Below are 11,458 nucleotides of genomic sequence, written 5' to 3'. Positions count from 1 at the left end.
TGAGGCGCTCTGAAAAGCATCGCGAGCAAGCCCGCTCCCACCCTTGGGTAGCATTGCTCTTAAGTGAACTGCATTGCCGCAGGAGCAAGCTTGTTTTGCGATCTTTTGATCTTTAAAAAACGCGCGACAAACTCGCTCCTACACCGGGCAGGTTATTTGGCTTCGGTGGTGGTGCCGCCCAGCTTCATGCACTCAGACGGGGTTTTCACCACAACGCCCTGGCCTTTGCAGCTATTGAGGCCTTTGCAGTCGTTTTTCGACGTGGCGCACTGGCTTTCGCCCTTACAACTGTTGACGCCGTAGCAGCGACCGGGTTTTTCCTGCTGGTCGGCAGCGCTGGCGGCCGTAGCAAAAGAGGCGGATGCCATAGCGATCAGGGCAGCAGCAGTGGCAAGGCTGACGCGGGATTTCAAAGAAGTGCTCATGGGGGTGTCTCCAGGGTGTTTTTTGGTGTTTTGGGTTAGTTAATAACTGATGCAGCGTCTTCGATCACTTTGGCCACCGCTTCCGGCTGGGAAATGTACACGGAGTGGCTGCCTTTTAGTTCAGTGACTTTGGAACCGGCGCGCTTGTACATCCAGCGCTGTAAATCGGGGCTCAAAGCCCGGTCTTCGGTAGAGAGCACCGCATAGGTCGGCTTCTTGTGCCAGGCGGCGTCCCACACGGTGCCGCCGAACAATGCGGTAGTGGCCGGAACTTGCGAGGCCGCCATAAAGTCGGTGCGGTTAGTAGTCAGGTCAGCGGCAAAATCATCATGGAACTTGCTGCGATCCACAAACAGATGGCCGTCGCGGCTCTGCTTGATGTCATTGCTTGGCGCAGGCATGGAGTTCAACAACTGGGACATGTTCTCGCCCACTTCCGGCTGCAGGGCCGAAACGTAAACCAGCGCCCTGACCTTGCCCCGGTCACCGGCAATCGAGATCACCCCGCCGCCGGAACTGTGACCCACCAGCACCACCGGGCCGACCTGCTGTTCCAGCACTTCACGGGCTTCGGCTACGTCTGCAGCAAGGCTTTCATGCCCCTGATGCACCACGGTGACCTTGTAGCCCTGGTGGGACAGGATGTCGTGCACCACTCGCCAGCCGGAGCCGTCGACAAACGAGCCAGGCACAATCACCACGTTTTTGCCGGTGCCGGGCAACGCCTGCGGCTTTTCAGCCGCCGAAGCCAGCATGGGAGCGGTCAGCGCCATGGCGATGACCAGAGAAGACAGAACACGCATAAAGACACTCCACAGCATTATTGTTAAAGGGTTCACACACGCCGACGGCGCAACACGTTGTCCAGCGACCAGGCCCCGCCACCGTAGGCCAACAGCGGTAACAACAACCCCGCCCAGGTCAGGTGCGTCGGCCAGGCGTCGGGGTAGACAAACACCTCGATCACCAGGGTCATGCCCAACAGTGCAGCAGCAGACAGGCGGGTCATCAGGCCCAGCACCAGCAACAGCGGGAACGCATGCTCGGCGTAAGCCGCCAGATGCGCCGCCCATTCCGGGGGGATCACAGGCAAGGCGTATTCCGAGCGAAACAAGGTGTAAGTCGACTGTTTGAGTTCCAGAAAACCGGTGACTTTGGTACGGCCCGAGAGGAAGAACACCGAGGCGATACCGACACGGGCCACCAACAACAGCAGTGCCTCAGGCAATAACCGCTTGAGCACCACCGGGGCCGAGGCAATCACGGTTTTTCCGTCAGGCTGCCGTAGCCTTTAGGGGTTTTGATCTGGGTGCAGGTGCCTTTGTCCACCAGGATCCAGGCGTTGCCCTGGTAGTCAGCGGTGGCGGTACCGGCGCAAGAGGTGCCTTTACCCGCGGCACAATCATTGGCACCGGCCAGCGACACGCCAAAGCATTTCTCTTGACGCTTGGCATCATCAGCGTGGGCAGCACCGGCAAAGGCACCGAGGGACAGAGCGAGGGTGGCGGCGAGAGCGGCGTAATGGCGCTTCATTGTTATATCTCCTGGCTTGACTGAATGGGTCCGTAGCGCAAGTTCAGGTGAGTGATCACTTGCGCTATCGGGTAGACAGATTTAAAGCCAGGCGTGTATCTGGTCTGTGTCGCGTTCGACCGTTAACAACCTGCGGGTGTATCAGCGTGGGGTTGGTACACAGTGTGATACACAGCGAGTGCGTTACCCCCCTGAATCAGTTGCCTTCGCCAGCACATCCGCTGTTGCGTTCACCGGCATAAGTCCAGGTAGACGTGTGGCTGAACGTCTCACCCGACATCGAGTCGGTGCAGGGTTTAGGCTCGATCACCAGGCTGAACGCCTTGCCCTGATCGGTGCCGGTGTAGGTCGTGCGATCCCCTGACACCACTTTGTCGGCGTGCAATTGCCGACCCTCTAAGTGATCCGGAGTAATCCAGGCCAGGGTGTCGCCATTGACCTTGAGGGTCCAGAACGGCTCGTTGCCACGGGCGACAAACTGCCGGGCCGCGCCCGTTGCGTCAGGGGCCGTGGCGCTGACCGAGGGCGCATGCTGGCTGCATGCGCTCAAGAGCAACGGCAACACAAACGCCGCGAGGGGCGCCATCACTTCCTTTTTCATCACGTCATTCCTTAAATGAGTCCGTGGGTCACCCTAGCAAATCAGCATGCAAGACGCATTGCGGCAACTCAAAAAACCCTGTTACATACGCGCATCCCTCGCTATGGACTGCCCGGATGTTTAACACGATCTCGTCATTCAAAACCCTGAGCGTCAGCCTTTTGCTTGTGACGTCAGCGGCGCATGCAGAACCTTACGCACCACAAGGCCCCGATTGGGCAAGAGTGGCACAGGCACTGTTGTCTGTGAGCGCCTGTCAGAACCGACTGGTAGAAGCCGATCGCGCAAAATGCTACCGAAACAACAGCTCACAGGCCTGCCGGTACCTGCCTGAGGGCGTCGAAAAAGAAAACTGTCTCATCGAGTACTCCTATAACCGGGTACCACAAAAAACCGGCATGCCTTCCCACCCGCCTCTCGTCATCTCACCCTTCAAATCAGACGGCCAGGCGCTGAACAACACCGCCTCAGTGAAAGCGACGCCGCTGCCGGCAGAAAGCGCGCCGGACGAGCTCGACTCAAAAATAAAGTTCTTGTTGCATGACCAAGGGCAAGCGCCTGTTGTGCGGTAAGCGGTGATTGAACAATTGCCTGCAGGAGCTGCGGCTGTTGCTGATACACGCTAAATAACGATGTAGTCGTTGTGCTGAATCACACCCCGGTGCTCGCCCTCAACCAGATGAATGTAGCGCCCGCTCACCTGATCAATCGGCAAGCAATCATCCACATCCAGCAGCGCGTCGGTGTGGGCCTGTTGCCAATGCTTGAGCATGTGCTGTTTGGCCCTGGATTTGGCCTGGTTCTTGTCCTGGGCAACCACCAGCAGGTAATGATGGGCTTCACCAAAGGTATTCGCCTCGTAGCCACCCAGGTTAATGAAATACAAACGCGGCGAACCTGGCAGCGGTGCCAGCGGGCTCAGCTCAACCTTCCAGCCATCTACGCCGTCAACACGCATCCAGGCGTCGATATGCAAACCTGCCGGGTTGCCGAACCAGCCCTGACGCAGTTGCGGGTAGGTTGCTTCTAGGCTATCGGCGATGGCAAAAACTACATCATGGACTTCGATTTTGGCTCGGGGATGCTTGCCTCCGAGCATGACAACAAACAGCATTTCAGCTCTCCAGTAACGACGCACGCAATACGTCAGTGTCCCGCACAGGAATCTGCAAATTTTCCAACGCCAGCAACTGGCCGTTTGCCAACTGCCAGTCATAAAAATCCGAAAAATCACCTTTGGCCAGCGCACGAATGGTCTTGGCCAAAAAACCGTGAGCAACTAATAAAACCGCCTGGGACGGGTATTTCGTCTCAAGGGCCAGCAAACCATCGCGCACCCGTATCACCACCTGCGCGATGGACTCGCCTCCAGTTGGCCCAAGCTCCCAGCGACGGGTGATTTTTTGCGCCCACAACTCAGGGAAACCCTCGCGAGCCTCGGCCTGGGTCAATCCTTCAAAAACCCCCACATCACGCTCACGAAAACAGTCGATAATCTCAACCGGCAACCTGAGGTCACGGTTAAGAATGTTGGCGGTTTCTATAGCTCGCAGGCGTGGAGAGACAACAACAGTGTGCAGATTTTGTGGCAGGTCAGCCGCCAGGGCTTCGGCTTGCTCACGGCCTCGTTGAGTCAGTTGCGGATCGAGCGCACCAAGATAGCGATGCTCGGCATTGGCCCAGGTTTCCCCGTGCCGTACCACGTATAAATGCATGGGATATGACTCGGCAATGAAGGGTATGGGGCATCAGTACACAGCGAACCGGGCAAAAACCCCTTATTTTTTGCCCGCTGTCCTGAACAGAGGCAGTGCCAGAAACAGCAGCCCGCCGCCCAGAAGCGTAGTGCCGAAACTGGCATGACCGGCCACTATCATTCCCAGCCCCGCGACGATCCCTGCCAAGCCGACAATTCGAATATTTTTGTCCGGTGATTTCAGTTCCATGCTGTCTGTACTCCCTTTGCGATTACCACACAGACTAGCAAAACTTGAGGCGAGCTTGCCAGACTGCGGTATTGCGCCTGTTTTATGAGGCAACCGACGATTGGTATGACGTTTGTCATGGCAAGGGAACTTGAGTTCTAAACTGAGTCCAATGAGGTTCTTATCGACTCAGGATTGCCAAGATGAACGCCACTTCCTCACACGGCTGGGTCTGGGCTTACCGAAAAGTCCGCAGTTTGCAATGCTCACGCCTGTCATCTGCCTACAGGGCCACTTTGTACGTTTTACGGGGAGATACTGGCACGTTCCACAGTGACTTCAGCTGGCAGAAGAATCGTATCCGGCGATGAAGTCCTGAATAAACCCATTCCCACTGTAGGAGCGAGCTTGCTCGCGATCTTTTGACCTTAAAAGATCGCGAGACGAGCTCGCTCCTACGAGAACTGCTGCGGTTTAAAACGGGTAGTGCCGTGGTGTGTGTTGCACGCTGATCCAGTGATCACGGGTGAATTCGTCAATCGCCCAGTCACCATTGAAACGGCCAAGCCCTGAGTTCTTTTCACCGCCAAAAGGTGCGTTGGCTTCGTCGTTGACCGGGATGTCGTTGACGTGGGTCATGCCTGCTCTCACTTTGCGGGCAAAGGTGACGGCGCGTTCCAGGTTGGTACTGAAGACGGCGCTGGAAAGGCCGAATTCGGTGGCGTTGGCCAATTCCAGGGCATGGGCTTCGTCGCGGGCACGGATCAGCCCCACCAGCGGGCCGAAAATTTCATTGCGGGCCAGGTCCATGTCGACGGTGACTTCGCCATAGACATGCGGCGCCATCAAGTTCCCATTACTGCCGCCCTCGAACAGCGGCTGAGCACCCTCAGCGCGGGCCAGTTCGATCTTTTCATGCAGGCCCTGCAACTGCTTGGCGTTGATGACCGGGCCGATCACGGTGTCTTGCAGGTTCGGGTCGCCCACCTTGAGCCCTTTGACCCGCTCTACAAAACGCTCGGCAAAGGCCGAATACAAACGCTCGTCGATGATGATGCGGTTGATCGCCATGCAGATCTGCCCCTGGTGCAGGAATTTACCAAACACCGCAGCATTCACCGCCTGCTCCAGGTCAGCGTCTTCCAGCACGACAAAGGGGCTGTTACCGCCCAACTCCAGCGCGACGTGCTTGAGGTGTTCGCCGCCGCTGGCGATTGCGCCAATACCGCGACCGACCGGGGTCGAGCCGGTAAAGGTGATGAGCGACGGCACCGGGTGCTCGACAAACGCATCGCCAATTTCACTGCCCGCACCCACCACCACACTCAATACGCCAGCCGGCAATCCGGCCTCTTCAAAGATGCGCGCCAGCAGCAAACCGCCACACACCGGGGTGTCGCTGGCCGGTTTGATGACCACGGCGTTGCCCAGCGCCAGCGCCGGGGCAATGGAACGCTGGGTCAAATGCAGCGGGAAGTTCCACGGGCTGATCACGCCGACCACGCCAAGCGCGCTGCGATACACCCGGCTCTCTTTACCCGGCACGTTGGACTCGACGATGCGTCCGTGAACCCGCGCCGGGAACGATGCCGACTCCAGCGCAATGGCCCGTGCCGCACCCCACTCCAGTTGCGCCTTGAGCCGGGTGCTGCCGGACTCGCGGATGAGCCAGTCGATGATTTCTTCGCGACGCCGGTCAAACACCGCCACCACCTCATGCAACACCGCCGCTCGCGCCGAAGGCCCAAGCGCAGCCCATTGCGGCTGCACCTCGGCGGCCTTGCGATAGGCAGCATCGAGGTCAGCCCGGTTAGCCTGAGGGATTTCCAGCAGCAGCGAATCGTCGAACGGGTTAGTCACCCGCAGGTGTTTGCCGCCTGTGCCTTTACGCCACTCTCCGGCAATCGGTTGCAGATGAAAATCGCTGTAATGGGTCATGTCATGCTCCTTTTAAACAGATTCAGAGGCTTGAGGAATGGAAGACGTGGGGCGTACGTGAATGCACACGATGGCCAAAGCACCTATTACTCCGGGCAACGCGAACGCCAAAAAGTTCTGCTGGAAGGGCAAGTCCAGCGCCAACAGGCTGCCACCGAGCATCGGCCCGGCAATAGCCCCGAGGCGGCCAATCCCGGCGGCCCAGCCCACGCCGGTAGAACGGATGTGCGCCGGGTAAGAAATCGAAGCATAGGCATGAATCACCGCCAGAGTACCGATGGTGGTTGCGCCGGCAATCAGCAACAGCAGGTTAAGCAGGATCGGGCCGGGCTTGAAGCCGAGGGCGGCCAACGACAGCGCCGCCAGAACGAAAAACAACGCCAGAGTGCGCTGCACACCCAGACGGTCCGCCAGCCAGCCGCCGAACAGTGCGCCCACCGTGGCACCCACGTTGAGGGTCACCAGAAACGCGAGGCTCGAACCCAAGGGGTAACCACCGTGCGCCATAAGCTTGGGCAACCAGGTATTGAGTCCGTAGCTCATCAGCATGCACATGGCGAATGCCACCCACAGCAACACCGTGGCCAGCGCCTGACCTTTGCTGAATAGCTGCGGCAGACGGGCAGCGCGGGTCTGTTTGTCATTGACCGGCAGGCTCAACGCAGTGCCGGGGCGATACGCCGGGTCGACTTTGACCAACAGTTGATCAAGCTCGCCACGGCGCCCCTTGAGGGCCAAAAACGCCGCCGACTCAGGCAGGTAACGCAGCATAAATGGCACCGCCAGCACCGGCAGGACGGCCACATAAAACACCGCCTGCCAGCCCCACTGCGGGATCACCGCAATCGCCAGCAAGGCCGACAGCACCGCGCCCACCGAGTAGAAGCTCGACATCACAGTGATCATGGTGCTGCGCCGCCCTTCGGGGGCGAACTCGCTGATCAGGTTGATCGCACTCGGCACCAGCGCGCCCAAGGCCAAGCCCGTGACCAGACGGCAGGCGCCCAGCTCGAAAGGCGTGGTGGCGTGCCCGGTGAGAAAAGCCGCCAGGCTGGCCAGCAAGGTGGTGAGGATGATCAGCTTGCGCCGCCCAAAACGGTCGGCCAAGGGCGCAATCAAGGTGCCGCCGAACAGCATGCCGAACAACGCGCAACTGCCCAGGGTGCCGGCTTCGATCGCAGACAATTGCCAGTCCTGCATCAACTGCGGCACCACCGAGCCGTAGATCACCATGTCGTAGCCATCGAACAGCATGATGAAGCAGCCCCACATCAGTATCAGCAGGTGCGTGCGATTAAACGGTGCGGCGTCGATCACTTCACTGACGGAAGTTTTGTTCATAACCACCTCTTTTTTTATTGTTGTTGTCGTGCGGTATCAGGCCCGTTCCCCCAGACAAGGCTCGGGCCTGACCTGGGGTTTTAAGGCTCGATGGTGAGCGTCGGCACCTCAATCAAGACCGGGCGCTGGCCCGCCAGCGCCTCAGCAAATGCCGCGGCAAACTGCTCGGCAGTGTCGGTGCGCACGGCGTGTACGCCGTACCCCTGAGCAATCGCGCAAAAGTCCAGGCCTGGCACATCCAGCCCTGGCGCATCGCTGACGTTCAATACATCGGCAAACCAGCGCAAGGCGCCGTACGTACCGTTTTTAAGGATGATGAACACCACGGGGATGCCATATTGCGCCGCCGTCCACAGCGCCGTAATGCCGTAGTTGGCCGAGCCGTCACCAATAATGCCGACCACCCGCCGCTCTGGCGTGGCCAGTTGCACGCCGACCGCTGCAGGCAAGCCAAAGCCCAGGCCACCGGCGGCCGGAAAGAAGTAACTGCCCGGTTCGCGCATTTCGACGCGCTGCCAGAACGCGCCCACGGTTGAGGTGGACTCCTTGACGTAGATGGTGTCTTTGGGCGCCAGTTGGTCGATCAGATCAAAAACGGTTTCCGGGCGCAGCAAACCACCCTCCTCGACCACCGCTGGCGGGCGCGGCAAAGCCTCGGGCATTGCCCGCGTACTGGTTGAAACCTCGGCCACCAGGGCTTCAAGGGTCAGGGCAATATCCGCCACCAGCGCATCGCCCATCGGCGCCCGCGCCGCCTCGCCCGGATCACAGGTGATGTGCAGCAGTTGCGTGCCCGCTGGCAAGTAGTCACCGGGGGCGAACTGGTGATAACGAAACACCGGCGCGCCCACCACCAGAATCACGTCATGGTCCGCCAGCAGGCGGCTGATCCCGGCAATCGCCGCGGGAAGCACACCGCGAAAACACGGATGACGCGTCGGGAACGGGCAGCGCGAAGCCGAAGGGGCCACCCAGACGGGCATGCGCAGTTTTTCCGCCAGTTGCACGGCCAGCGCGTTGCTGCCACTGCCATCGACGTCCGGACCGAGCACCAACACCGGGTTACGCGCGCTCGACAGGCGCTGCCCCCAGTCGTGCAACTGCGCAGGCGACGGCACACCAGCGCTTGCTACGTGGCGCCGGGCCAAGTGCTCAACCCCGGCCGGAGCTTCGCAGGCCCAATCGTCATACGGAATGGACACATACACCGGGCCACGGGGCGCCAGGCTGGCCATGTGAATGGCCTGGCTCAGGGTGCGCGGTACGTCCTGCGCCGAGGCCGGTTCGTGGCTCCACTTCACCAGAGGCTTGGGCAACTGCGCGGCATCGACGTTGGCCAGCATCGCTTCGACACCGATCATCGAACGCACTTGCTGCCCGGCGGTAATCACCAGCGGGCTATGGGAGTACCAGGCATTGGTCAGCGCGCCCATGCCGTTACCAGTGCCTGCCGCAGCGTGCAGGTTGACGAAGGTCGGTTTGCCGGTGGCCAGGGCAAAGCCGTCGGCCATGCCCACCACGGCGCCTTCGTGCAGGCCGAGGATGTAGCTGAAATCTTCGGGGAATCCCTTCAGAAACGGCAGCTCATTGGAGCCGGGGTTGCCAAAAATGGTGGTCAGGCCTTGCTCGCGCAGAATGTCGTAAGTGGCAGAGTGAACGGTTTTCATAGGGACCCTTGCAGCTGTTTTTAGACTTTGGGTTACTCTTGCAGCTGCCATTCGATTGATCAAATCGATACTATCTCTATTAAAAATAAGCCCCATCTATATCGCTGTAGCCACTTGAGGCGCCATGAGCCACATCGACCTGAACCTGATCCGCACCTTCATCACCTTGTATGAAGCCCGCAGCGTGACTCTGGCCGCAGAACGTCTGTTCGTCACCCAGCCTTCCGTGAGCTATGGCCTGGCCCGCCTGCGCGAGCTGTTCGATGACAAATTGTTCAGTCGCACCCGAGACGGCATTCAGCCGACGTTTGTCGCGCAGCAGCTCTACCCCACGCTGCGTGATTGCCTGACGCGCATTGAGGGCGCCGTGCAGAGCACTCGTCAGTTTGACCCGGCGACCACAGAACGACGCTTTCGCATTGCGCTCTCGGACCTGGGTGAGATGGGCTTTTTATCGTTGATTCTGGCGCGCCTGAACCGCGAGGCACCGCAGGCGGAGGTTGAAGTCATACCGCTGCAGGTCGACCAGGTGGGCGAATGGCTGGCCAGCGCCAAAATCGACGCCGCGATTTGCCGCCATCCGGTGCCCGGCACCCACAACCGGGTGCTGATGCATGAGCGCTATACCTGCCTGCTCAGCGCCAGCCATCCGCGCATCCGCGAGCGCATCAATCTGCAGCAGTTCCTCGCCGAACGGCACGTCACCGTGACCCGTACCTCCGGCCACGGCAGCATTGAAGACGTCTTGAAGAGCATGAATGTCGAGCGGCGGATCAACCTGCACGTGCCGCATTTTTCCGTGCTGCCGAAAATTCTTCCGGGCACCGACCTGCTGGCCGTGCTGCCTGAGCAGATCGCCAGATTATTTGTGCATGACGGGGGGTTGCAGATGCTGGACTTGCCGTTCCAGGTGCCCGAGTTCGATGTCTCGTTGCACTGGAACCCCAACAGTGAGAGTTCAGCGGCGCTGCGCTGGTTTTGCGCAACCATTGCCGATGCGATTATCAGCGGCCAGGTTTAAAGGCCACCCACCATGGTCAGCGTGTTCGCTGACCATGGTTCAAGCCGTGGATCAGGTTATGGACGAACCGCCGTCACCTCGATTTCTACCAGATAGTTGGGGTTGGCAAGACCTGCCACCTGGAACGCTGAGCGGGTTGGCAACTTGGGCTGGGCAGCCGTGCCAAAGAACTGGGTGTAGCCCTTCATAAAGCCGGCGAAATCCATCTTGCCGGTTTCAGGCGTGCCCACCAGATAGACCTGCATTTTCACCACATCGCCCATGGTCAGATTGAGACTTTTCAACGTGCCTTCAATGTTCTTCAGCACATTGACGGTCTGCACTTCGGTGTCGCCATAAGCGGCCAGTGTCTTGGGATCGGCCTTGCTGTCGGCAATTGGCGGCACCACACCACTGAGGTTGACCACAGTGGCCCCTGGCGGAATTTCCACGGCCAGGGAGATCGGGAAATCGGAGTTTGGCAGCTTGTGCCGGATCACTTCAGCAGCGTTAACCTGCGTGGCCATGAGGCCGCCCAACAAAGAGGTCAGCAGGACAGTGGTGATGATGGTCTTCGACATTGTTTATTCCTTTAGGGATGAAAAAACGTGATCCATGGAGACTTTCAGCGCTGGGTGAGAACCCTAACCTCTTCGGCCGTGACCGTATCGGGATATTGATTACCAAAATGTGTGCGGACATAGTTGACCACCGCAGCAATCTGCTGGTCATCCATGTACTTTTTGAAACCCGGCATACCGCCTTGTCCGGAGGCCACCATGTACACCGGATACACCTTGGCGCCGAGCTTGGGGTTGGTCGACAGCGCCGGGTAAGCCCCGGCGCCGTGAGCCCCCTGGGCTTCGGCCATGTGGCAGCCCTGACAGACTTGATTAAACAGCGCTTCGCCGGTCTGTTCTTCGAACTTGCCGGAGGTGGACAGGATCGGGGCGTCAGCGGCAAACGCCGTCGCGCTGCCCATCAGGCCCCACAACACAGCGGTGGACATAATCGTACGCATGGCTAAC

At 59.4% G+C, this 11,458-nt stretch carries 15 protein-coding genes; 2 read left to right on the top strand and 13 right to left on the bottom strand.

All coding sequences use genetic code 11. From position 1 onward, the window contains the following. Window positions 1–152 precede the first annotated feature (152 nt). The 5 genes from bufA2 to AAEZ03_RS20785 form a co-directional block, all read right to left on the bottom strand. Entirely contained in the window at window positions 153–425 is a 273-nt protein-coding gene (gene bufA2 / locus AAEZ03_RS20805; RefSeq protein ID WP_048387006.1) for a BufA2 family periplasmic bufferin-type metallophore, read from the bottom strand. Window positions 426–460: 35 nt separating this feature from the next. After that, window positions 461–1,228 (bottom strand): alpha/beta fold hydrolase, encoded by a 768-nt coding sequence (locus AAEZ03_RS20800; protein WP_048369238.1) that lies wholly within the window; start codon window positions 1,226–1,228, stop codon window positions 461–463. Between the two features lie 32 nt (window positions 1,229–1,260). Then, window positions 1,261–1,689 (bottom strand): DoxX family protein, encoded by a 429-nt coding sequence (locus tag AAEZ03_RS20795; protein WP_123752092.1) that lies wholly within the window; start codon window positions 1,687–1,689, stop codon window positions 1,261–1,263. After that, complete coding sequence (locus AAEZ03_RS20790) at window positions 1,686–1,958, bottom strand: BufA1 family periplasmic bufferin-type metallophore (RefSeq protein WP_350581232.1); 273 nt, start codon at window positions 1,956–1,958, stop codon at window positions 1,686–1,688. The genes AAEZ03_RS20795 and AAEZ03_RS20790 overlap by 4 nt, the downstream gene beginning before the upstream one ends. A 196-nt stretch (window positions 1,959–2,154) precedes the next feature. Continuing rightward, window positions 2,155–2,559: a COG3650 family protein gene (locus AAEZ03_RS20785; RefSeq protein WP_278937627.1), complete on the bottom strand. Its 405-nt coding sequence runs from the start codon at window positions 2,557–2,559 to the stop codon at window positions 2,155–2,157. 116 nt (window positions 2,560–2,675) lie between these two features. On the opposite strand from AAEZ03_RS20785, the gene AAEZ03_RS20780 reads away from it, so the two are divergent. After that, window positions 2,676–3,131 carry a hypothetical protein gene (locus AAEZ03_RS20780; RefSeq protein WP_282364756.1) on the top strand — a complete coding sequence of 152 codons (456 nt, stop codon included), beginning with the start codon at window positions 2,676–2,678 and terminating at the stop codon, window positions 3,129–3,131. 50 nt (window positions 3,132–3,181) lie between these two features. On the opposite strand, the gene AAEZ03_RS20775 is transcribed toward AAEZ03_RS20780, so the two are convergent. The 6 genes from AAEZ03_RS20775 to mdlC form a co-directional block, all read right to left on the bottom strand. Beyond that, the gene (locus AAEZ03_RS20775) at window positions 3,182–3,673 is read right to left on the bottom strand and encodes a DUF1543 domain-containing protein (protein ID WP_350581229.1); all 492 of its coding nucleotides are present in this window, start codon (window positions 3,671–3,673) and stop codon (window positions 3,182–3,184) included. A gap of 1 nt (window position 3,674) precedes the next feature. Continuing rightward, window positions 3,675–4,274: a histidine phosphatase family protein gene (locus AAEZ03_RS20770; protein ID WP_350581226.1), complete on the bottom strand. Its 600-nt coding sequence runs from the start codon at window positions 4,272–4,274 to the stop codon at window positions 3,675–3,677. Between the two features lie 63 nt (window positions 4,275–4,337). Next, window positions 4,338–4,505, bottom strand: coding sequence for a hypothetical protein (locus AAEZ03_RS20765; protein ID WP_153326517.1), 168 nt, complete (start codon window positions 4,503–4,505; stop codon window positions 4,338–4,340). Window positions 4,506–4,958: 453 nt separating this feature from the next. Further along, complete coding sequence (locus AAEZ03_RS20760; protein WP_350581222.1) at window positions 4,959–6,422, bottom strand: aldehyde dehydrogenase family protein; 1,464 nt, start codon at window positions 6,420–6,422, stop codon at window positions 4,959–4,961. A 12-nt stretch (window positions 6,423–6,434) separates the two neighbouring features. Then, on the bottom strand, window positions 6,435–7,763 hold the full coding sequence (locus AAEZ03_RS20755; RefSeq protein WP_350581220.1) for an MFS transporter: 1,329 nt from the start codon (window positions 7,761–7,763) through the stop codon (window positions 6,435–6,437). Between the two features lie 80 nt (window positions 7,764–7,843). Beyond that, on the bottom strand, window positions 7,844–9,430 hold the full coding sequence (mdlC, locus tag AAEZ03_RS20750) for a benzoylformate decarboxylase (RefSeq protein WP_350581218.1): 1,587 nt from the start codon (window positions 9,428–9,430) through the stop codon (window positions 7,844–7,846). Window positions 9,431–9,554: 124 nt separating this feature from the next. On the opposite strand from mdlC, the gene AAEZ03_RS20745 reads away from it, so the two are divergent. Beyond that, window positions 9,555–10,451: a LysR family transcriptional regulator gene (locus tag AAEZ03_RS20745; protein WP_153335177.1), complete on the top strand. Its 897-nt coding sequence runs from the start codon at window positions 9,555–9,557 to the stop codon at window positions 10,449–10,451. Window positions 10,452–10,507: 56 nt separating this feature from the next. Here AAEZ03_RS20745 and AAEZ03_RS20740 read toward each other — a convergent pair whose 3' ends face one another. Both AAEZ03_RS20740 and AAEZ03_RS20735 read right to left on the bottom strand, forming a co-directional pair. Continuing rightward, window positions 10,508–11,011, bottom strand: coding sequence for a RidA family protein (locus tag AAEZ03_RS20740; RefSeq protein ID WP_048369252.1), 504 nt, complete (start codon window positions 11,009–11,011; stop codon window positions 10,508–10,510). 44 nt (window positions 11,012–11,055) lie between these two features. Continuing rightward, window positions 11,056–11,451 carry a c-type cytochrome gene (locus AAEZ03_RS20735; protein ID WP_350581214.1) on the bottom strand — a complete coding sequence of 132 codons (396 nt, stop codon included), beginning with the start codon at window positions 11,449–11,451 and terminating at the stop codon, window positions 11,056–11,058. Window positions 11,452–11,458 lie beyond the last annotated feature (7 nt).

It is taken from the genome of Pseudomonas sp. HY2-MNA-CIBAN-0224, assembly GCF_040310285.1.
In the GTDB taxonomy this organism is placed as follows: Bacteria; Pseudomonadota; Gammaproteobacteria; order Pseudomonadales; family Pseudomonadaceae; genus Aquipseudomonas; species Aquipseudomonas helleri.
Note: the sequence above shows the minus strand (reverse complement) of the source record. Positions and strands in the feature narration are given on the sequence as shown.